This is a genomic window from Flammeovirga sp. SubArs3 (assembly GCF_947387565.1).
Classification (GTDB): domain Bacteria; phylum Bacteroidota; class Bacteroidia; order Cytophagales; family Flammeovirgaceae; genus Flammeovirga; species Flammeovirga agarivorans.
Genome location: NZ_CANDOA010000001.1, coordinates 163,412 through 185,644, shown reverse-complemented (window position 1 = coordinate 185,644; position 22,233 = coordinate 163,412). Strand labels below are relative to the sequence as shown.

Annotated in this window: 24 protein-coding genes; 8 read left to right on the top strand and 16 right to left on the bottom strand. The window is 33.6% G+C overall.

The genetic code is table 11. From position 1 onward, the window contains the following. Nucleotides 1-180: 180 nt before the first annotated feature. The gene (locus QL232_RS00690) at nt 181-774 is read left to right on the top strand and encodes a hypothetical protein (protein ID WP_281612612.1); all 594 of its coding nucleotides are present in this window, start codon (nt 181-183) and stop codon (nt 772-774) included. Nucleotides 775-792: 18 nt separating this feature from the next. On the opposite strand, the gene QL232_RS00685 is transcribed toward QL232_RS00690, so the two are convergent. The 5 genes from QL232_RS00685 to QL232_RS00665 form a co-directional block, all read right to left on the bottom strand. After that, the gene (locus QL232_RS00685) at nt 793-1,812 is read right to left on the bottom strand and encodes a hypothetical protein (RefSeq protein WP_281612611.1); all 1,020 of its coding nucleotides are present in this window, start codon (nt 1,810-1,812) and stop codon (nt 793-795) included. 61 nt (nt 1,813-1,873) lie between these two features. Beyond that, entirely contained in the window at nt 1,874-2,335 is a 462-nt protein-coding gene (locus QL232_RS00680; protein WP_281612610.1) for a RidA family protein, read from the bottom strand. Between the two features lie 76 nt (nt 2,336-2,411). Then, complete coding sequence (locus QL232_RS00675; protein WP_281612609.1) at nt 2,412-3,242, bottom strand: alpha/beta hydrolase; 831 nt, start codon at nt 3,240-3,242, stop codon at nt 2,412-2,414. A gap of 54 nt (nt 3,243-3,296) precedes the next feature. Then, the gene (locus QL232_RS00670; protein WP_281612608.1) at nt 3,297-3,848 is read right to left on the bottom strand and encodes a TetR/AcrR family transcriptional regulator; all 552 of its coding nucleotides are present in this window, start codon (nt 3,846-3,848) and stop codon (nt 3,297-3,299) included. A 13-nt stretch (nt 3,849-3,861) separates the two neighbouring features. Continuing rightward, a complete protein-coding gene (locus QL232_RS00665; RefSeq protein ID WP_281612607.1) occupies nt 3,862-4,356 on the bottom strand; it encodes a MepB family protein in 495 nt (164 codons plus the stop codon). Nucleotides 4,357-4,519: 163 nt separating this feature from the next. Between QL232_RS00665 and QL232_RS00660 the strand changes: the two genes are divergently transcribed. Next, nucleotides 4,520-5,047 carry a hypothetical protein gene (locus QL232_RS00660; protein ID WP_281612606.1) on the top strand — a complete coding sequence of 176 codons (528 nt, stop codon included), beginning with the start codon at nt 4,520-4,522 and terminating at the stop codon, nt 5,045-5,047. 36 nt (nt 5,048-5,083) lie between these two features. On the opposite strand, the gene QL232_RS00655 is transcribed toward QL232_RS00660, so the two are convergent. Genes QL232_RS00655 through QL232_RS00640 form a run of 4 tightly spaced genes read right to left on the bottom strand, consistent with a single transcriptional unit; the run spans nt 5,084 to nt 7,894 of the window. Next, the gene (locus tag QL232_RS00655) at nt 5,084-5,752 is read right to left on the bottom strand and encodes a response regulator transcription factor (protein WP_281612605.1); all 669 of its coding nucleotides are present in this window, start codon (nt 5,750-5,752) and stop codon (nt 5,084-5,086) included. After that, a complete protein-coding gene (locus QL232_RS00650) occupies nt 5,749-6,498 on the bottom strand; it encodes an ATP-binding protein (RefSeq protein ID WP_281612604.1) in 750 nt (249 codons plus the stop codon). Before QL232_RS00650 ends, QL232_RS00655 begins: the two co-directional genes overlap by 4 nt. Continuing rightward, complete coding sequence (locus tag QL232_RS00645) at nt 6,474-7,118, bottom strand: hypothetical protein (protein WP_281612603.1); 645 nt, start codon at nt 7,116-7,118, stop codon at nt 6,474-6,476. Before QL232_RS00645 ends, QL232_RS00650 begins: the two co-directional genes overlap by 25 nt. Before the next feature lie 5 nt (nt 7,119-7,123). Further along, nucleotides 7,124-7,894 (bottom strand): hypothetical protein, encoded by a 771-nt coding sequence (locus QL232_RS00640; RefSeq protein WP_168884532.1) that lies wholly within the window; start codon nt 7,892-7,894, stop codon nt 7,124-7,126. A 469-nt stretch (nt 7,895-8,363) separates the two neighbouring features. On the opposite strand from QL232_RS00640, the gene QL232_RS00635 reads away from it, so the two are divergent. Continuing rightward, a complete protein-coding gene (locus QL232_RS00635; RefSeq protein ID WP_281612602.1) occupies nt 8,364-9,014 on the top strand; it encodes a hypothetical protein in 651 nt (216 codons plus the stop codon). A 156-nt stretch (nt 9,015-9,170) separates the two neighbouring features. Here the strand turns inward: QL232_RS00635 and QL232_RS00630 are convergent, their stop codons facing one another. The 4 genes from QL232_RS00630 to QL232_RS00615 all read right to left on the bottom strand — a co-directional run bounded on the left by QL232_RS00630 (nt 9,171) and on the right by QL232_RS00615 (nt 11,290). Continuing rightward, nucleotides 9,171-9,791, bottom strand: a complete 621-nt coding sequence (locus tag QL232_RS00630; protein WP_281612601.1) for a hypothetical protein — start codon at nt 9,789-9,791, stop codon at nt 9,171-9,173. Next, a complete protein-coding gene (locus QL232_RS00625) occupies nt 9,788-10,126 on the bottom strand; it encodes a PadR family transcriptional regulator (RefSeq protein WP_168884535.1) in 339 nt (112 codons plus the stop codon). The genes QL232_RS00630 and QL232_RS00625 overlap by 4 nt, the downstream gene beginning before the upstream one ends. 172 nt (nt 10,127-10,298) lie before the next feature. Then, complete coding sequence (locus QL232_RS00620; protein WP_281612600.1) at nt 10,299-10,688, bottom strand: group III truncated hemoglobin; 390 nt, start codon at nt 10,686-10,688, stop codon at nt 10,299-10,301. Nucleotides 10,689-10,900: 212 nt separating this feature from the next. Further along, nucleotides 10,901-11,290, bottom strand: a complete 390-nt coding sequence (locus tag QL232_RS00615; RefSeq protein ID WP_281612599.1) for a tautomerase family protein — start codon at nt 11,288-11,290, stop codon at nt 10,901-10,903. A 505-nt stretch (nt 11,291-11,795) separates the two neighbouring features. Between QL232_RS00615 and QL232_RS00610 the strand changes: the two genes are divergently transcribed. The 4 genes from QL232_RS00610 to QL232_RS00595 are packed head-to-tail and all read left to right on the top strand — an operon-like array spanning nt 11,796 to nt 16,586. Then, complete coding sequence (locus QL232_RS00610; protein WP_281612598.1) at nt 11,796-13,322, top strand: bifunctional GNAT family N-acetyltransferase/carbon-nitrogen hydrolase family protein; 1,527 nt, start codon at nt 11,796-11,798, stop codon at nt 13,320-13,322. Nucleotides 13,323-13,359: 37 nt separating this feature from the next. After that, entirely contained in the window at nt 13,360-14,769 is a 1,410-nt protein-coding gene (locus QL232_RS00605) for an arginine decarboxylase (protein WP_281612597.1), read from the top strand. Continuing rightward, complete coding sequence (gene speB, locus QL232_RS00600) at nt 14,762-15,619, top strand: agmatinase (protein WP_281612596.1); 858 nt, start codon at nt 14,762-14,764, stop codon at nt 15,617-15,619. The genes QL232_RS00605 and speB overlap by 8 nt, the downstream gene beginning before the upstream one ends. Continuing rightward, complete coding sequence (locus tag QL232_RS00595; RefSeq protein WP_281612595.1) at nt 15,609-16,586, top strand: deoxyhypusine synthase family protein; 978 nt, start codon at nt 15,609-15,611, stop codon at nt 16,584-16,586. Before speB ends, QL232_RS00595 begins: the two co-directional genes overlap by 11 nt. A 119-nt stretch (nt 16,587-16,705) precedes the next feature. On the opposite strand, the gene QL232_RS00590 is transcribed toward QL232_RS00595, so the two are convergent. Continuing rightward, nucleotides 16,706-17,227 (bottom strand): hypothetical protein, encoded by a 522-nt coding sequence (locus tag QL232_RS00590; RefSeq protein WP_281612594.1) that lies wholly within the window; start codon nt 17,225-17,227, stop codon nt 16,706-16,708. Between the two features lie 517 nt (nt 17,228-17,744). Here QL232_RS00590 and QL232_RS00585 point away from each other — a divergent pair. Next, nucleotides 17,745-20,753: a CHAT domain-containing protein gene (locus QL232_RS00585; protein ID WP_281612593.1), complete on the top strand. Its 3,009-nt coding sequence runs from the start codon at nt 17,745-17,747 to the stop codon at nt 20,751-20,753. A gap of 91 nt (nt 20,754-20,844) precedes the next feature. Here QL232_RS00585 and QL232_RS00580 read toward each other — a convergent pair whose 3' ends face one another. Beyond that, nucleotides 20,845-21,234 carry a VOC family protein gene (locus tag QL232_RS00580; protein WP_281612592.1) on the bottom strand — a complete coding sequence of 130 codons (390 nt, stop codon included), beginning with the start codon at nt 21,232-21,234 and terminating at the stop codon, nt 20,845-20,847. A 70-nt stretch (nt 21,235-21,304) separates the two neighbouring features. Beyond that, nucleotides 21,305-22,099, bottom strand: a complete 795-nt coding sequence (locus tag QL232_RS00575; protein ID WP_281612591.1) for an AraC family transcriptional regulator — start codon at nt 22,097-22,099, stop codon at nt 21,305-21,307. Nucleotides 22,100-22,233: the final 134 nt, after the last annotated feature.

Sequence of the window (22,233 nt, the reverse complement as noted above, 5' to 3'; positions counted from 1 at the left end):
ATTTATTCATCGATTAAAACCTTTATGATTATACTAAAATAGCCAAAATTATGCCTTGTAGAGGATTACACTTCAAAAGTACGTCATTATTGTGACGTATTTTTATTGTAGTACATTTTTAGTATTTACGTTTTTCTATCAATTACTTTGGCGATAGTATTATGTCACAAACTATTGAATATGAAACGTCTTATTACTCTATTAATGGCTTTATTTTTAAGCTATGCTCTCTTTGCTCAAGATAAATTACTAACCTTTAATGTGGGTTATGGGCTATCTAGTATGTCTACGAAAATCAATGAATACAAGGGGTTTGATCCTGGTACATGTGGAAATATTGGTTTGTATTATAATCACAGTCCAAAATGGTCATTTGGGGCAGAAATGTCATATTCATTTGCTTTTGTTGGTAATTATGTTGATACTAATAATGGTGGGTCTGGTTTGACCTTTATCTCTTTTTTTAGTCATTACCTTCTAAAAACAAGGTATTTTCTTGGTCGAAAAAAAGTGAAAACACATGTAGGTTTAGGTGTCGGTTACTTTGATATGAGACCTGCTGTTGTTAGGGTAGAGGATAACTTTTATAACCATCACCCTATTAGTGCAATTGGTTTTGTCCCAGAGTTTGGTCTACATATTTACTTCTTTGAGTTGACTGTATTATATAGTATGGCTCCAAATACGGTAATCGGAGAAGATTTTAATATGTCTTATTCAAATTTTCAAATCAGAGCAAACTTCAATATCAATTTCATCAAAAAGAAAAAATAACTTCATTGATTTGAAAAGTTAATGAAATTTGTAATACTTTTTATTTATGTAATGAATAATTAAAATACTTATTACTGTTAATGCTGCACAGCCAAGTATCCATTTTGCTATCAAAGAATACCACTTATAGGATGCTTGGTGTACAGTTTCTTCAGAAAAAAGATCACTGATTTTAATATTAATATTTCCCTTTGCTAGTTCATCTTTTACATGAAGTATGACTACTTCCTCGTATTCATGTTGGTAGTATAAGTAGATAATTCCTCTTTGTAAATCAAAAATATTGGAATATAAAGTTCGACTAAAAATACCTTCCTGATGAACGCGGTCAAGGATATTCTTAAAGAAACTGACAGTGATATCATTCTCTTTTGTAATCGTACTAAGCATCTCTTCAGAAACAGTGTACCTATGGCAGGGATATTCTAATGCATTATTTGGATTTGCCTTATTGTAATTCGTAGAAATCAAAAAATAGGCGTCTTTATTCTTTCTAGTAAAAGCAAGCTCACCAGATTGATCTACACTCATGACCACGGCATCACCTTGAGCATCGGCAAAGTTTAATTGATAACCGACGCCATCTGATGAAGGGTACCAGTTGTTCTTTTGATATTTTTGTGCAATATCAATCGCTTCTTGAATAGTTGCCGCTCTTCTTAGAATTAAAACAGGTAGCCAAATCTCATATTGGTCATAAGGCACATCATAATGGGGTGGTTGAAGTAATTCTTTATGAAGATTGATCTTTACATCAGGAAGAGCATTGGCATCAAAACAAAGTCCTTTTTCATTAATGCCTCCCTGATGTGAGTAATCTTTAAATCCTAAATATATACAACCATAATTTCCACGTGTGGCTGGTTCTGTCCATAAATACGTATCGGGGTCAAAGTAATCCTCATTATTGCCAAATAATGTTTGATTACCAATAGAGGCCGAGAATATAGTACAAGAACCTGGAACAGGATCAGAGAATTTATTTTTTATTCCAATTGATGAAATAAAAAGTAAAAGAAATGAGAGCGATATTTTCATGCTACATACAAAAGTCAATTTTTATCATAAGATGAAGCCTTTAGTTATCAGAATGATTTATTTACCTTGCTTCAATCGTAAATGAAGCCGTTAAACCAACACTGAAATTTCTCGGTAGTTTATCAACTCCAAAAATGGCTCTTGAATGTTCACCCTTTTCCTCTAACACTTTTACAAAAAGATCAGAAGCACCATTGACGACAATTGGAGAATCATCCCAATCATGGCCAGATTGAAAATAAGCATCGATATGGTTTAATCCTATAATGTTCTCAAAACCTACTTTTTTGTCGATTTGTGATAAAACATTTAAAGCACAAAGTTGCATGGCTTGATATCCTTCTTGAGTAGAAATTTCTACACCTAATTTCCCTTGATACAAATATTCTTCATTGAGTATTGGAAATTGAATAGCAATGTAAGCAATATTGCTCCTTATATTAACAGATGCATAACTTCCCCCCGGAGTTGAAGGGAAAGGAAGTTGGAGTCCTAGTTTATTTAAGTTTTCTAAGGGTGTCATAATAATAGCTAAAAGTTGGATTCCCACTAAATTAGCAAATGACTTTTACTTGTCAATTTATGACAAAGGGAAATGTCTATACCTCAAGAAATTGATGGATTTTTTCTACAAAATCTTGGGGGTTATCTTCCTGAACGTAGGTTTTTGCATTTTCAATTTTCACAAATTCCACATTTGGAAAAATATTTCTAATTCTTTCACCTAACTCCAATGGGAACATGTCCAAGTCATCCATTCCCCATAAAATGAGAACAGGCTTATTGAATTCTTTTAGATCTGTAGCAGCCTTTTCTGTATACTTTGGATTCCAACCGAGAACAAGACGTTTAAAGTTTTCCCTTATTAAGTCATCAGCAACAAAGTGCTTTGCATAATGTTCATATAATTCCTCGGGGTTTAAAGCATTACTTAGGAGGCCAAAAGATAAGTCCCATTTCAATGAAGGCTTATACTGAAACAATTTCGACATGGTCCATAAGTACCCAGGAACTTGAACCATAAATTGTAAACTCTGAAATTTTTTAGGTGGGAAAATCTCAAATCCTTCGCAGTTACTGATTACTAGTTGAGAGATCATCTCTTGATGTTTTGACGCAAAGATTTGAGTATATGCGCCACCTGTATCGTTACAGATAATCGCAGCTTTTGAGAGGTTCATTGCCACAAAGAATTGATAAATGAGATCCGAAATACCGTTAGGAGAAAGGTCTACTTGTTGAGATACGGCTACTTTATGTCCTCCAAATGGCCATTCTGGGACAATACATCTATATTTTTTTGAGAGTGATGGAATGATCTTTCTCCAAGTTTGGCCACTTGAAAGGGTTCCATGGATAAAAATGAGAGGCTGACCAGTTCCATATTCTTGGTATTCAATTGTGTTTCCGTTGATGTTGACGTTTTTCATAGTGCTACTGTTTGATGTTGATAATGTAAAGTTGCCTATGAAAAATCGAAACTTTTAGACGGTAGTGTACAATTGCCCAATGAGTTGTTTTGTAGTATCCTGAATCCCTTTCATATATTCTCCAAGAAACTCATGGTTGAGGTTGTCTTCATTGATTTTCATATAAAAATCATCAATAACGATTTGAAAAATTGCGTTAAGCTGCGATTTTGTCAGCGGATGATAGATATCTTGTGCCCAAGCCATTTCTGAAAAATTTCCAAGAATGGTTTTTGACTTAGAAAGTACAACCTGTGCTTGTTTTTCCTTCTGATGAATTCTTAACTGACGTTGAAATAATAGGTCTGTTTTGTGCTCGATAAAAATATCAATTAAATCAGGGTGGATCTTTTCACAATGTCTCTCCTTTTCTGCTATGATCTTGCATTGTTCTAAATGATATCGAAAAAGATCATCAATAAAACATTCTAGGTCAGCAAAGTAATGATAAAAGGAAGATTTACTTACCCCAACAACCTTTGCCAATCGTTCTACCTTTAAACCATTTGGTCCTTCAGTAGAGTAGACTTTATAACCTGCATTAATCCATAGCTGCTGTTTTTCCATCTTATTGGATTGTTTATTTTTCATTAAAGAGCCTGACAACATCTTCTAATATAGTGGAACTATTTATTTCATAAAAATATTTCAATTGCCACGATTGAGTTTTCTTAGCTTGTTGATTTAGAGTTACATCCCATCTAGGGTATACTCTGAAACCTCTTTTGCCATCTTTATTTTTAGTAGATAAAATCCCTTTCTGTATAAGTACACTTTTAGGGAAAACAAATTGTCCAAAATGATCTTCCTTTCTTACATTAACTGTAAAGAAATCAATTGAGTCATTTTCCTTAAAAGGTGTTGTAATACCATTGATATCTCGCTTCCAAAAGGTGACAAATTGCCCTACTTTTTTAGGCGTAATTTTAGCACTTCGATTGATAATTTTCTTTCCATCTAAATCAAATTGACAAGCCTCATATTCTTTCCCTTCTGCCTCTTCATGGTAATTGGAAATAGTAAAAGAACACTTATCGTAAATAGCTAACTTGATATGAGTTAAGTTTTCGTTCATTTGTTACAGCTTCATATTAAAGTGGTATGATACACTCAATAATCGTTCTATTTTAATCTGTATAGAAAGTATTTATAGTGTTAATTGTCTATGTAATTGAAAATATAAATGTGTTTTATTTTTATGAAATTCTATAATTTTATTGGAGAACGAGAATTTTAACATGAAGAATAAATTAATTATTATTTCTGACTTATGGGGAAGCCAAAAAGCCCAATGGTTAACTAACTACACAAAAATTTTAGAAACTAATTTTGATATTACTTTTTATGATTGTTGTGAGATAGGTAAGGTAGATATATCTAACTACAGTCAAGAAAGTTTACATCATCAGTTTATTGAAGGGGCGATTGATGAGGCTGTAGATTATTTAGTTCAAAATGAAAGAAACCTAGTTGATATACTAGCTTTTAGTATCGGAGGTGTTATTGCTTGGAATTACGGTTTAAGAACGAATAATATAAAGTCGTTGACTTGTATTTCATCAACAAGGTTGAGAAAGGAAACAAAGAGACCAAAAGGGAGAATAAAACTTCTATTCGGTGAAAATGATGAATTTAAACCTAATCATGAGTGGATAAATAAAATGGAACTTGAATGTGAAATTATAAAAGATAAAAACCACCTGATGTATACAGAAACTGAACTAGGAGAAGTTTTTAGTTTATCCGTAAAATCATTAGATAGTTGATAATAGGTACTTATTTTTCTCCCTTTCCTAACATACTTATGGCAATGGATGTATTTGATTGGCTATTGCATACACCACTAAACCTACAGTATTCTTTGCTCCAACTTTATCGAGGATTCTTTGTCGATGATTTTCTATGGTACGCTTACTGAGAAATAGTTTTTCAGCAATTTCTTGGTTTGTATTTTCCTGACAAATCAGTTTTACTACCTCAATTTCTCTTCCCGATAGCTCTTCTATGGGACTTAGCGAAATCTTTTTGGAACCACTATTCATATACTGAATAAGCATTTCTTTGTCGGATTCAGTAAAATAAACGCCTGATTGGTGTACAGATTCAATAGCCGTTACCAAGAGTTGTTTATTGGCATTTTTTGGAATAAATGCAGAGACACCCAACTTAATCATATGCCCAACAATATTACTTTTGTAATGAGATGAAAGTACAATAACTTTTAGATCTTGGTACTTATCCTTTATTGATTCTACAAGTTCAAATCCATCCATTGGTTTCATCTGAATATCAATTATTGCAATATCTAGAGGCGTAGATGGTTCTTTTTTATCGAGATATTCAAGAAACTCCAAACCATTGTTGGCTGTTGTAATTACATTGATATTATCGACATTCGAGAAAATAAGTGATATGCCTTCTATAAATAATGCCTCGTCGTCTACGAGTGCTACGTTGATGATATCTTTCATTTCTTTGGATGTACTATTATTAATCTAACTCCTTTCCCGGTTTTACTTTTCCATTTACTGTAAGCTTCAATGGATTGGATACGACTATTTATATTCTCAAGTCCCATTCCTGCTTGAAGTTGCTCCTGATCAAACCCAATTCCATTATCTGATAAAACGACAGCTAACGCATTTTCCTGATCTCTTAAGTGGATGACCATTTTTGTGGCTTTAGCATGTTTGATTACATTACTTAAAAACTCCTGTATTATTCTATAGATTTGAAGTTCAAACGATATATCTCTTTGTCTATAGTTTTGATGCACAAGATCTATAGACAAAGAATGATTTACATTAGAGACCAATGCCTCTAAAGTGAGAATTAGCCCAAACTTTTCTAAGTTCACTGGGTACAAGGAGTGAGATATTGTTCTAGTCGTTTCTATTAGTTCTGGTATTTGCTGAACAATAATTTCCTTAGATCTCTCACTATTCCAAGTATCTTCATTGTTAATCCAAAGAGAAAGAATGTTCAGTTTGTTTCCCACATCATCATGTAAGACTTCTGCTATCCTTTTTCTTTCATTTTCTTGAACTATGGTTTGTTGTAATGCGACTTCCTTTTGGTGTTCTATTTCTAATCGATAGTGAATGGTTTTCTCTTCTAATATTTTTTTGATGAAAGCTCTATATAATTGAAAAGTAAATAAAATGATTATTGTAAGTACGATAATCAAAACGACTATATATTGGACTTTGATGACCATTGGATTTGACTATAAAAAGTATAAACAAAACTACCGTATAACACAGTACTAAGAATATTATTTATAACCCAAATAAAAATATTCTGATCCGTCAGTTGGTTCATGACCATAAATAAGAATAACGATACGCTATAGTATAAAAACAGAAAGGCATGAACGATAGTCGAAGGACCATTATTCTTCAATTCATTGATGTTTTTAATCAATAGGTATGCAGCAAAACAGATGATAGTTAAATGGGATATTATTTTACCATAACCTGTAGATGCATCATTATTGGTGAGCCATAAAACATAGGCTTCGATAAAGAAACAACAAGCAATAATACCTGTTATTACTTGCCATTTCTTTGTCGATTTTAATTCTGATAGGAATAAATTAATAACTACAAAAAACTCACCTCCAACATAAAAGGGATAAAGTTGTTGTGTTGATTCACTTTCGAGAATATAAATGGAGAAAAGAATCATCACCTCTATACCTAGGATAAAACCAATGTAGGCAGTATACCAAATACTCAGTTTAGTACTACTTAGTTTATCACTAATAATACCATTGATTAAAGCAATTGATAGGAAGGAACGAGATAATATGATAGATATAATTATTAAACTATCCATTCTGATTAAAACAGAGTGAAGCCAGATTTATCTTTGCAAAGTGGAGGACACGGCTGCGACCAGTCCTGAGAGTTGGTTGGTGCTGCGCTAAATCCAAGTTTTGCCCTTAATATTTCACCTGTTCCGCTATCTTTCTCAGATTGGGAAACAAAGATTAAGATAGGAATTTGCTTCTGGTAAATTGGAGAAAGTTTTAACCCAAAAAAGGCAATAACATCCCCTTTCTTATTATCATCTCGATCAAGATCTGATAATGGAACAGTAAACGTTCTGAAAATATTTCTACCACGAGAAGTACTGTATTCGTAGAAGAACCAATTAAGGCTTTCATTTTTCCACTTTTCAATATCATAAGCAGAAGCTTTTTCTGTAATTGTTGGTTCGTTATGAACAGGTAGATTTACCTCTTTCCAGAATTTTGTTACCGCTAAATCTGCTGATAGTTTTGTTTTCGTAACAGTGGTGACAACTTCTGTTTCCACTAAAGTGATATCCTTTTTTAAAGCGGTTAAAGTTTTTGTCAGGTACTTTTCAAGAGCTTTTTCCTTTCCTTTTTTTGTTAAAGGAACAATGATGAGGACAAAATGATCATTGTGAACTCCAGCATACACATGAAAACTGTGGTTTTTGTTGTGTTCTCTAATCCAAGACTGATCAGATTCATCGAAACGAAAAACTTTAGTAGCATCTATAAGTGCTCTAATTTTTTCGAAGTCAGTTTTAGTTTTTTCCCATTTAAGAATTGCCTGTTTGCATTCTTCTCTTTTTAGTAGCATAGTTGAAAAATTTTAGCTTTTAAAGATTGTAGTTAGAGTGAACTAGTAATAGTATAGTTTCGGATGTCTAGAAGTATGATATAACCTATTTAATAAATGGAATCATTTATTGGGTATACATACTCTATACACTGTTAAAAGTAATTTAATTTTTAAAAGCATGCAATATTGTCTCTTTTTATTGTTGATGTGCTGTAGATAAACAATCACAAGGTAATAAACACCGAACGAGTTTTTCCACTCTAAATACTGCACCATTTTTTTAAAATATCCATTAGGTATAAATACTCAATTTCAGAAACCAGTATTCTTACTCTAAGATCGAACACCTAATATTCAGACATTTGTAATGTAATCAAAAGCAAAATATCCGATTGAGTAGCTACTATCAAACTTTTGTTACTATGGCGGAATCCGAAAAGCCAATATCAAATAGAGTAGGAATGCCATCAACTAATTTTTTACACAAATGAAAGGTCCACATTTAAATATTGGGTCCGATGCTGGATTCAAAGTCGATATTATGCTTTTAGCTGATAATACAGGTAGTATGGGTTCAGCAATTAATGATGTGAAAGCAAACTTTGTTAGTGCTTACCAACAATTGCTTACTTCAACAGATTGGGATGCAGAAGTAGGGGGCTCTTATTACAAAGACAGTACTGACCCAGATCCATTTGTTGTTCTACAAGAGATCACTAATGATGATGTTCTTCTACAATCAGCAGTAAATAATCTGAATGCAAGTGGTGGTGGAAACAGAAAGGAAGGACAGCTATATGCACTGACACAATTGTCTGAAAGAACAATTACAGGCTGGAGACCTGGTGCAACAAGAATTATTTGTTGGTTTGGTGATCAACCTGGCCACGATCCGGTCACAATAAATGGTCAAACTTGTACTTTAGATAGTACTTGTGAGGCTTTACTTCATACCAATACATTTGTATGTGCTTTCAGTATGGATCCTTCTAATAACTTAAATGGGTCAGAACAACAAGCTACAGTAGTTACTAATAAAACAAATGGTGTGAATGATGGAGAATACGTTAAGTTTAATGTTGTTCAAGATGGAGTAGTTGACTTCATATTCAACTTTATCAAGAAACACACACCGTAAAGAATCAATTGATTTATAAATCAAAAAGCTACCCATCAGTATTTCAAAAAAGGATACTGATGGATAGCGTCTTTACCCAATACTGTTCGAAGTGTTTGACTACAAATAGTTACACTTCGAACTTTTTGAGTTTGTAAATTAAAAATGTGATGTTTTTTATTCTGCCATTTCTGGAAGTGAACTTTTATACATCGTAAAGAAGTAAAAGGGTAGAAACCCAAATGCAAAAACAAAAGCTCCTGTTAATAATAATACACTGGCCCCTTGTAAATGCATCACTTTAAACAAGCCAGATAAACCAGTAATTACTCCGGCAACAAGGCCTAAAATAATCTTTAACCTTACTGAAAGAGCTTTCTGAAGGGATACTTTATATTTATCAATCGCAAAAAGAGGAACAAAGACTAAAAGTAAAGCCAGAAATCCAAACATAAAGAGTTCTGTGGCCAATGGCATATGAAGTAGTTTAAACGTTACTCCTGCAGTTAAAGAAACTGATCCAATAAGTCCAATTAAATACATAAGCTTTTTCATGAGAATAATTCGTTTAGAGTTAAGTAAAAAAACTGTTTTATGTTGAATTTCAATCAAACCATTGGGAGCTAATTCCTTTACGGCATGATCCAATAATTGATCGAATGATTTTCCTTGTCCTAATTCACTTTCGACAACGCAGCACAAATGATCGATGATATCATCTCTAAGCGTTTGAATCTTAATCCCTTGATTATCGACAAGGTTTTCTATTATTTTTTCTTGTTCATTATTTAATTTCATGTGAGGTTAAGTTCTGGGAAGACAAGTTTATTGAGAGTGGCAAGAAAGTCCTTCAGTTCTTCTAAATATCGAACCTTTTCGGTTTTGCCTTTGGGAGTCAGAAAGTAATATTTTCTTACTCTTTTACCGTAGAACTCTTCTTGATAAGAGAGCAATCCATCTTTCGTCATTTTCTGTAAAGCAGGATATAGAGACCCATCTTTGAGTAAGATTTTTCCATCAGAAATTTCTTTTACCTTTTGAGAAATCTCATAACCATACATTCTTTCATTCTCTGATAATAGATTTAAAATAATCGCAGAGAGAGTTCCTTTTAATAGTTCTTTTGAGTACATAGAACAAATATACATAAAAATACAATACATCATAATTCTATGTATATAAAATTTAATAAATCACTGATAATTAATCTGATATCAGATTGCTTTTTTAGGAGTAAAGCATTACTTCTTGAATTTTAAGCTAAAAAAAGGTATGTGTGGTAATGTATTGTACTGAAATTCTAATTTAATTGGAGCGGGTAGAATATACAATCATCAATTGCCTTCTTGCTATATTATGGGCTACTTGTTTTGCTCTTTGTGCTAATTGATCATCGAATAAAGCATCAATTGTGGTAAACCATAATTCTAACCATCTTTCAAAATGTTCTGGCCCCATTGTATTCTTCATCATATTGTCTGTTTTAATATGAGCTTGTACAGGATTACCAGTAAATGTTCTAACACCAAAGAGATTTGAGTACCAAAAATCGGTTAACTTTTCTAAGTGCTCGGGCCATTTTTCTTCTTGGATAGCCGTATTAAATATTGGTCCCAAAACAGCATCTTTTCGGATTCTATTGTAAAAAGTAAGCACAATCTTATTTACGTCTTCTCTGTTTTGAATTTCAGGCATACATTATTATTCTTAAATAAATTGAATTTGAAAAAGGCGATAAATCTCTATCATCTATTCGTTTATAACTACTCCTTTTTCAGAATACAAATGTAGTAGTTCATTTTTGGTTTCAGTAATTGCGTCCAAAATGTTCTCTTTTATTTAAGAAATAATACTGTCCAAAATGCACTACTTTATCTTTTTCAAGTCTTTATTTTTATAAGAAGATATTAGACATTTATCTTATAATTCAGTGAAACTTCATCTCCGGTCATACCTCTAAATCCCCAATTTGAAGCGGGGCTTTCTTGAATCAGAATTTCTATATCTGTTGTAGATATATCAGTTTTCTCACTTATTTCTTTGAAGAGCAACTGAATAAGCTTTTTCTTAGTTTCTACGGTTCTTCCGGTAATCATCATAATTTCAATGATAATGTACTGATCAGTTCTGCCTTCAGGGTAGTAAAAATCGTCTTTTTCTAAGTTAATAAAACGATGTGCTCGTTTGTTTTGGGGATATTGTAATGCTTCAACAACGCAAGCATGTATAATGTCTGAAAGTTGTTGCTTTTTACCATTTAAGTGAGACCTTAGTCCGTAAATTTTAATTTGAGACATTGTATTTAGTTTTAAAAGAGGTTGTTTTTGAGAAAAAGCAAGTATGATTCCAACTTATTATCATATCAACATTTAATCTGATTTTAATAAATGGAGTTTAGGAGTAGTGTAAAATTCATGTCTATTGAATTGATATTTAGTTACTTATGTTTGTGTTTTTACGGGCTAAAAAATTAGTTTGATAAAAAATCACAAAAACATAGGCGATTCAAAAACTAAATCTATATTTGCGCCGCTGAAAATGATATAATGATCAATCAACGAAGACGACTACTAAATAACTAACACATTAGGCCTAATGATTTCTCATTCAGCAAGGCGAACATAATCATTGCTCTTATATTAATTATTCAAGAAATTTCATGAGAACTAAAACTAATACAGCTGTAATAAGTTGTTGTTTTTGAGTGTATTATAATTTTAAAGTTGTAATAGCCAAAAACTTATCAAAATAATAACTCTAATCTGTTTACCTACACATATAAACCTTCCAACGCATTAAATAATGGATCTTAAAAGTATCGATAAAATCGAATTGGAATACCTAAAGTTCGATGACTATATGGAGATAAAAGACGTGATGGTCTCAGCTTATTCTTCCATGCCTGATTCTTACTGGAAAGAAGAACAAATAAAAAACTTATTGGAAAAATTTCCAGAAGGTCAGGTGGTCATTAAGGTGAATGGTCATATTGCCGGGACGGCTTTGTCGATCATTGTGAACTATAAAGATTTTGATGATAACCATACCTATCGTGATATCACTGCAGATTATACATTCAATTCTCACGATTACGAAGGTGATACACTTTACGGCATTGATGTATTTATTAAACCGGAATTTAGAGGCTTAAGACTTGGTCGAAGATTATACGATTACAGAAAAGAGCTTTGTGAAAATAGAAACCTGAGAGGAATAGCATTTGGAGGTCGAATTCCAAACTATTATAAACATGCGGATTCACTTTCACCAAAGGAATATTTAGAGAAAGTTAAGCTGAAAGAAATTCATGATCCGGTACTCAACTTTCAGATTTCTAACGACTTCCACCCGACAAGAATATTAAAAGGTTATTTGGAAGGAGATGCGGATTCTGGGGAGTATGCGGTGCTTTTAGAGTGGGATAACATTTATTATACAAAGCCAACTAAAAAAGCGACAACCCAAAAGAAAGTTGTACGTTTAGGCTTGATACAATGGCAAATGAGACCCTACAAAGACATTGAATCACTACTACAACAAGCAGAATATTTTATAGATGCAGTCTCTGGTTATCGTTCTGATTTTGCAGTATTTCCAGAGTTTTTCAATGCCCCACTAATGGCAAAATACAATCACTTGTCGGGAGCACAAGCGATTAGAGAACTAGCAAAGTATACAGACGAAATTGTAGAGAAATTTTCAAGTTATTCGATTTCATATAACATCAACATTATCGCAGGATCTCTGCCAGAGATTAAAAATGGTGAGTTACTAAACGTTGGCTATTTATGTAAGAGAGATGGAACAGTTGAACGTTACGAAAAAATACACATCAACCCAGATGAGGCAAAAGTTTGGGGGATGCAAGGAGGAAATGAGATCAAGACCTTTAATACAGACTGTGGTAAAATCGGTGTTTTGATCTGCAATGATATTGAGTTTCCAGAGATAAGTCGCCTATTGGCAGAGGAAGATATGGAAATTTTATTTGTGCCGTTTTTAACAGATACTCAAAATGGATATTCAAGAGTGAGGCATTGTGCTCAGGCAAGAGCGATAGAAAATGAATGTTATGTGGCCATTACTGGTAGTGTAGGCAACCTACCAAAAGTACACAATATGGATATTCAGTTTGCACAATCTGTAGTTTTTACCCCATGTGATTTCGCATTTCCAACTAGTGGAGTAAAAGCAGAAGCGACACCAAACACAGAAATGATATTGATTGCAGACGTAGATCTGGATTTACTTAGAGAATTACATCAACACGGAAGTGTCAGAAACTTAAAAGATAGAAGAAAGGATTTGTACACGCTTTCCAAAAATTAAACGATTAATAATTTATACCTCAACTATTTATGTAAAGATGAAAAACACATACTTTGATTTAATAGAGCAAAGCTACTACTTCCCACAAGAAGGCTTTGACTTAAGAGACAACTCTCTCACATTTCATGGGGTTTCATTGAAACACTTAATTGAAAAACACGGAACTCCTTTTCGATTTATTTATCTGCCCAAAATCGGAGACCAAATTAAAAAAGCAAGAAATCTATTCAACAGAGTAATTAAAAACAACGCTTACAAAGGGGAATATAACTTTTGCTATTGTACTAAATGTAATCACTTTTATCATGTGGTCAATGAGGCCATAAAACACAACGTCAACCTAGAAACATCTTCATCTTTTGATATTGACCTTATCCTTTCCTTATATCAAAAAGGAAAAATAACTACAGACATAAAAATTATTCATAACGGGTATAAAACAGAAGAGTATTTAAGAAAAATAGTTGACTTACAAAAAGCAGGTTTCCACAACTCTGTGATTATTCTGGACAGCATTAACGAGTACCATAGATTGGCTAGAATAAAAACTAAGCATGTGGTGAAAATTGGAGTGAGAATGTCTATCAATGAAGAAGCACAATCGGCTTACTACACTTCAAGGTTAGGCATTCCACAAAAAGACATCCTTGAGTTTTATAGAACATATATTCATGATAACCCTAAAGTAGAGTTCAAGATGTTCCACTTTTTTGTGGATTCGGGTATCAAAGATACGCCATATTATTGGGGAGAATTTAGAAGAGCATTATCACTTTACATTGACTTGAAAAAAGAGAGTGCTTCTTTAGACTCACTAAATATGGGTGGAGGTTTTCCTATCCGAAACAGCTTGGGCTTTGAGTACAATTATGAATACATGATCAATGAGATTGTAGGAACGATAAAGAGTGCTTGTGCCGATAGCAATATTCCAGAACCACACTTGTTTACCGAGTACGGAAAATACACTGTGGGTGAAGCAGGTGCAATCATCTTTGAAGTATTAGATAAAAAACAACAAAACGATAACGAGACTTGGTATATCATTGACAATAGTTTGATGAATACGATTCCAGATGCGTGGTCGATTCAAGAAAAATTCATCTTGTTACCTGTCAACAAATGGAATCATGAGTATGGTAGAGTAAATATTGGTGGAATCAGTTGTGATCACTCAGATTATTATAACTCTGATGATCTAAATCAGGAGGTATTATTGCCTCAATTTGATAAGGAAAAAGACAAAGAGCCATTGTACTTAGGATTCTTCCATACGGGTGCCTATCAAGATTCAGTGAGTGGTTATGGTGGTATTAAACACTGTTTGATTCCAGCACCAAAACATGTAATCATTGATAGAGACGACAAAGGAAATATTATAGACACTGTTTACAGAGAAGAACAATCTGTGGCTGAAATGTTTAAAATATTGGGATACAATGAGTAAGAAATATGTATTCGCTGGAGTAGAAGAGAAGTACTCTTCCTATGATACCGCTAATGTATTACTCCAGCCCATTCCTTATGATGGAACAAGCACATGGGGAAAAGGCGCTGATAAAGGTTTGGAAGTATTTATTGAGGCTTCCGAAAATATGGAAGTCTACGATATAGAAACAGATTCTGAAGTTTATAAAAAAGGAATCCATGTTTTGCCTGCAATCGAGGAAGATAATAGTCCAGAAGAGGTATATAATGCAGTCTATTCCAAGACAAAATCACTATTGGAAACTGGTAAATACCTGACGTTTTTTGGAGGAGAACATTCAATTAGTATTGGTGTTATCGATGCCTTTAAAGAAAAGTACAAGGACTTGACAGTGGTACAAATTGATGCCCATGCAGACCTAAGACCTGATTATTTGGGAACGGAATTTAATCATGCCTGTGCGATGTATAGAGCATCAAAAAGTACCAATTTAATACAGGTAGGGATTAGAAGTATGGACATCAGTGAGAAGGAGCATATGAATAGGGAGCAGACCTATTTTGCAGAAGAGATCTATGGAAAAAATGATTGGATGAATAAGTCTATCGGGCAGATGACCGATAACGTTTACCTTTCTATTGATCTTGATGCATTTGACCCTGGAATTATGCCTGCAACAGGTACTCCAGAGCCTGGAGGCTTTGACTGGAATACTTTAATGATTTACCTAAAGCGTGTTTTTAAACAGAAGAATGTTGTGGGGTTTGATATTGTAGAGTTTGCCCCAATAAAAGGTTTAACAGCACCTGGTTTTCTGGTTTCTAAATTATACTATAAACTATTATCATATCAATACTATGGAAAATAAAGGACAAGTTTCTCAATTCATACTAGATCATTTTAAGCACTTCAATGCTGCTAGCTTAGTGGATGCAGCAAAAGGTTATGAAGATCAATTAGCAACTGGAAATAAGATGATGGTAACACTTGCCGGAGCAATGAGTACTGCTGAACTAGGTAAGTCGTTAGCTGAAATGATCCGTCAGGATAAAATCCAGATTATTAGCTGTACAGGGGCCAACTTGGAAGAGGACATAATGAATTTAGTTGCTCACTCTTTCTATAAGCGAATTCCTGAATATAGAGATTTAACTCCTCAGCAAGAAAGAGAGTTACTAGACCAAGGACTGAATAGAGTGACAGACACTTGTATTCCTGAAGAAGAGGCATTCAGAAGATTACAAGGTCACATATTTAAGATTTGGCAAACTGCTGAGGAAAACGGCGAGCGATACTTCCCGCATGAGTACATGTACAAGATGTTATTATCAGGAGAGTTGGAACAATATTACCAAATCGATCCTAAAAATAGCTGGTTATTGGCTGCAGCAGAGAAGAACTTGCCGATCGTTGTACCAGGATGGGAAGACTCTACAATGGGGAACATTTTTGCTTCTTATTGTATAAAGAATGAGTTGAAAACTTCCACAGTGAAATCAGGCATAGAATACATGACCTTTTTAGCTGATTGGTATACAGAAAATACAAAGGACAATGGAATAGGATTCTTTCAAATAGGAGGAGGTATTGCTGGTGATTTCCCAATTTGTGTCGTACCAATGTTGTACCAAGACCTAGAGAGAGAGGCGACGCCATTCTGGAGTTATTTCTGTCAAATTTCGGATTCTACGACAAGTTATGGTTCTTATTCGGGTGCTGTTCCTAATGAGAAAATAACTTGGGGCAAATTGGATGCAGATACGCCAAAATATATAGTAGAATCGGATGCTACGATAGTAGCGCCTTTAATATTTGCTTATTTATTGGGGTATTAATCTCCCTTTAAATGAACTGTAGGGGTCTATAATGATACTATTGCCAGTACATTGTAGCCCCTACACTCATTAAAAAAAGGTGTGTCTTTATTGAATATATTAAGTGGTATACTATCGATCTATTCGTACTTAAAAAGCTTAGTTAATCCTTTCTGTAGGCCGACAAAAAGTACCTGAAATAATCCAATGACTACAACTATTATTGCTAAGGCAACAGGTGCCCATTCATGATCACCCGATTTGAAAAATCCAAAAGCAGCATATAAGCCTAAACCAACAGTATAGAACTGAAGGTAAAGTTTAAAAAGGTTCAGGTTATGGATAAATCCAAATCCAAAACTTTTGAACTGTTTCTGTTTTTTTTCTGATGAAGAATACTTCTCCACAATTTCATTTCGTAATACAGCTAATTGATGTCCGAAAAACACCCAAGCTAATAATGAAACATAGATAACATTTAGTGGTAATTGAATACCTTGGTTCAGCGTATATAACAACAGAAAGTCATAGAGATACATAAAAACGGCTGAATAGAAAAAGGCCCAAAAGGTGAAATTTAAACCAATGTATAACAGGCCTATAGGTCCGAGAAACGAAAGTAAAGAGGCAACAGTAATGTTTACTTTTGATAATTTGCTCATTTTTAAAAGTGAGGTTTGTAAGGCATTTAGTTAATAATCAGATAGCTGTTATTCCCATTAAATTATCGATGGATAGTGTATAACACTATCAAAAATAGAAAGTTTAATTGATAAATCAAGACTGAATTCATAGAGTTTTTTATTGAAATGCACATTGTTATCAACTGGTTTTGATAAGCTACTGAAGGACATTGATGTAACAAAAAGCACAATGGTTACTTTGTGTAATCAGTAACTCAATACAGTTTTTTTAATTCTAGTATAAATAAAGAAGGTAGACGTACTAAAGTGTATTTAGAAAGTGTATCACAAAATTAAATACCTATATTTCTCTTCCATAAGATGAAACCCATGAAATGTATACTTCGTTCCTTTAATTTTTTAATTCCTCTCCTTTCATATCAAGTTCTATTTTATACCTTTGTTGGGCGTTGATTATTTACTGTATTGAAAAGAAGACGCCTTAGAAATTTGTCTGGAATCAATTTTTTAAGATTTACAACTCAACAAAACTATTATGCAAACTAAACAACTACTGCTATTACTGTCTTTTTTTGTCACAATTTCCTGTGCTCAGGACAAGAAAGCTGTTATGTCATTTAAAACAAGCCAATTACGATCTGCATTACCCGAAATGCAAAAAGAGTATGAAAGCTTGGAAGCAACCCGAAGTGCCCTCGCTAAAGAGAATGATGATTGGAAAGCAAATTGGGTAGAGAAAGTGGTCCCTACACTTGATAAAGAAGACTATTATATCCGCTCTGCTGCTGCACAGCAACTGTCCAGTTTTATTCGTTTAAAAGAGCAACCTCAATTAGATCCGTTTCTTATCGATTACCTTTCTGAGGTGGAAGAGTATCTATTTAAGGTACAAATGGATGAAAAAGAAAGCTTTGAAGAAATGGAAGAACTTTTCAAAATGGTTCAATCTTATCGATGGATACAAACACAGAAGTATGCATTGGCAAATCCATTACAAAAAGTAGCAGATAATTTCTTTTATAGAATACCCTACCTCGATCATTTGGAGGAATTATATAAGAACGCCACTCCTGAAGAGAAAGAGGAATATGAAGACTTATACGATGACGTTCAGCGCTTCTGGAAGAATGCAAAAAGTCAATCACTAAACTTTGATCGAATCATACAAGAACATTTGGCTGCAGGTACAATGGACTACAATACTACATTGATGCTTGTTGGTAAAATGTACAGTACAAACCAATATTATCTGGCGACGAAATTGGTAAAGGATGCGATCGAAAAAATCGAAAAAGAAGGAGATACCACATCACACTACTACAGTTCGTTTCTATTGAACTTAAGTAGTCTATATATGCTCCAAGGGGATTATGAAAATATGCTGACTGTCCAATTAAAGCAAAAGGAGTTAGGCTATTTACAAAGCGATGCGATGTTAATTTCTAACTATCAGATGTTGGGTAGATACAAGGAAGCTTTAGACCTGGCTAATAATTTCTTAGACAATAACGATGCAACCAATCCTTTATATCCTGGAATTAAGAATATGAAGATGACGGTTTTATTTGAGATGAAAGATTATGAGAAGACGAAGAAAGAATGTTTTGACATGATCGAGGTGGCAGAGAAACTTGGTGGTACAGTTGGATCTGGCCCTTACTTTACTTTAGCCAATGTGTATAAATATCAAGGAGACTTAAAGAATGCTCAAAAGTATGCCTTAATCGCCTATAATACTTCCATTGAAGAGTATAAGCGTTTTCCGGAAGTGGATGCAAATGATGTAGCTTCTTTGCTATATGTTAGAATGTTCAGGTTCTATTATTATATCAATTACGTGGGTATTCTAGTAGAAGCAAAACAAACAGATAAAGTGGATTTAGCAAAGTTGACGGAAGAGTATGAAACATTCAAATATCTGATTAAAAATGTCATGCTGAACCCATCTAAAATGGATAAGAAACAGATGGTAAAGATATCCGAAGAAAGTGGAGATATTTTGTATTCCTTAGCCGAAAAACTACCCAATCAGGCTACACAACAACTGGCCTACGATTATACCCTTTTGTCTAAAGAAATAGGACTGTCATCAGTAATTGCCATTAGAAAATATGCAGCTGATAGTAAAAACAAAGATTTGAAAAATCTATTTGAACATTGGATGGATGTACGAAAAGAGATCTTATTCCATGATCCTAGGGTAGATATAGATAGTTTAAAAGACATTGCGTTTGGTCTGCACCGAGAGTTAGCGACAAAAACAAGAAAGGAAGTCTTTGCTGTAATTGATGAGGATGATGTAAATTGGGAAATGGTGAAAAAGGCTTTAAAGCCTAATGAGGTAGCCGTTGAGTTTGTTTATTATGCTCCTGAAAAATATGCAGCTTTAGTACTAAAAAGCGATATGAAATCTCCTGTTTTTATTCCTTTATGTGATGAACAACAATTAAAAGAGTTACTTCCTCCAGACAATGGTCAGCAAGAACAATGGCAAGTAAATTATATTTATAATACCAACTCACAGAAGATTGCCAACTTAATTGTTGATCCATTAAGGCCTTACCTTGATAATGTAAAAACGGTGCATTATTCGCCGGCAGGGATTCTACATGGTTTGTCGATGGATGCACTTCAATCTAAAAATTCAGAAAAAAGATGGGGGGAAGAGTATAAACTGAAACGCGTAAGTAAGACATCACTTATTGCGAGTAAATCACAATTGTCGCCTCGAAAAGCAACTATTTTTGGTGGTATGAACTATGATGAAAATGCATTAGAACAGATCACAAGCGAAAGTGGTGAAAGAGGTTTGAAATTAAAGGCGAAAACATCTGGATCATCAACTTCAACAAATACAAAATCAGAAATTCAAACAGTAGGAGGTACGTTCACTTATTTACCGGGAACACTAAAAGAAGTCAAACTAATTAATGAAGAGTTAGAAGCTTCTAAATTACAGGTTGATCTTTTTACGGGGAATGATGCTTCTGAAGTACAATTTAAAGATTTCTGTAAAGCACCATCAGATATTTTACATATTGCTACTCATGCCTATTTCTCTCCTTATATTCCAAAGGATAAAATAGCAGCAGGATCTTATAAAGGAGCAGCGATGATTTATTCTGATCCCGATCCTATGAATAGAGCAGGTATAGTATTTTCTGGAGCGAATTACTTCTGGGAAACTGGCGAACGTTATGATGATAAAAATGATGGAATTTTGATGGCAAATGAATTATCGAATTACGATCTAAGAGCAACTAAACTAGCCATCATCTCTGCTTGTCAATCAGGAATTGGACAAAGTACACGAAGCGAAGGAGTGTATGGTTTCCAAAGAGCGATGAAGCTAGCGGGAATTGAGCATCAAATTATATCTCTGTGGACAGTGGATGATGCTGCAACACAAAAATTTATGACGCTTTTCTACAAGTACTATGTAGAGTTGTCTGATATCGGTGAGGCGGTAAGTAAAGCTCAAGCTACCATTAAAGAAGAATATGAAAATCCATACTATTGGGCAGCGTTTGTGCATGTGCAATAGGAAATAATTCGTTATAAAGAAAACCACTTCATAATGCTTATTTATGTATTGTGAAGTGGTTTTTTTTTAGTCTGTATAAAATTTTTCGAAATTACTCTGTAATCTCAATCCAGTTTCCTTCCGAATCTTCAATGACACTTTCATAATAACCATCACCAGTTGTTCTAAGCTCACCGATAATAGTAAAGCCGTCTTGTCTAAACCTTTCGGTAAGTTGATCTACTTTTTCTTTACTTCCAACGGAAATTGCTAAATGTGTTAAACCAAACGAATGCCCTTTACTTATTTCAGAAGCTTGGATATCTGGTCGCATCATAATTTCAATTCTAGTATTTTCACCTTCAAAAGATAAGAAGTACGAGCTGAAATTCTTTGTTGTGTTGGTATACTTTTCACTAGTACTCATCCCAAAATATTTTAAAAAAAAGTCTTTTGAAGCTTCTAAATCCTTCACCCAATAAGCAATGTGTTCAATTCTCATTTTTTATTTATGTTTTATGATATGACAAAAGTAGAAAAGCTAAAATCAGGAGAATTGTATATTTTAAACACTAATGTAATTTGAAGTTGTAATTGATGATATTACTTTCTTTATCCGCTTCTTTTATCATTTTCTTATACTCAGAGGGAGTTTGATGAAGGAATAATTTGAATTCTCTGATAAAATGGGCTTGATCAAAATACCCTGAATTGATACCTATGGAGGTGAGTTGTTCTTGACTATCTATTATACTACAAAGCGATTTTCGAAACTTAATTAAACGTTCAAACTTCTTTGGTGAGATTCCAATCACTTTACTAAATAGTCTGTTGAGTGAAGTATAATTTGTCTCAGAATCTTTACAGAAGCGTTCTATGGATTCGTTTTCATCATTCCATCGGAATTTTTGGTAGAAATTTAGTATTGGTTTAATCTCATTATACCGATCAACAGAAAAGTGAGATAAAATGGTTTTTTCTAGCTTCTTAATAAGTGCATCATCATTTTTATGCTCTGTTATAAAAGGAAAACCGTCAAGTTGAATAGGTATTGAAGTGTCCATGATCTCTTTTCCTGCAAATTGGAAGAATGGATAGAGACCATAAGCAAAGAGTCGAATCCCAAAAACTTTGGTATTCGGTGGGTATGTAATGGTATTGTTCTGTAAAGAGATACCCTCTATTTGAGGAGAAGTGACCCAGCTTTCATTTCGTTTATAGTTTGATGTCCCAATAGGGAAAATAATATTGACATATTGGCTTGGGGGAGTCACAACTTTCGTTTCTGCTTCAGTATTTTCAATCATCCAAAATCTTTCAATGAGATCTGAATGAAATTCTGGAAAATGTGTTTTTATCTTTAACATTCAAATAATGGCAAGGGAATAAACTCTTTCTATTAAAGGTAAAAGAAATCTATGAATTCCGACCTTTGTAGATTGACCGTTCTGTGCAAATTCATTATTCTAATGTGTAAATGATTGAATGTGATTATCAAGAC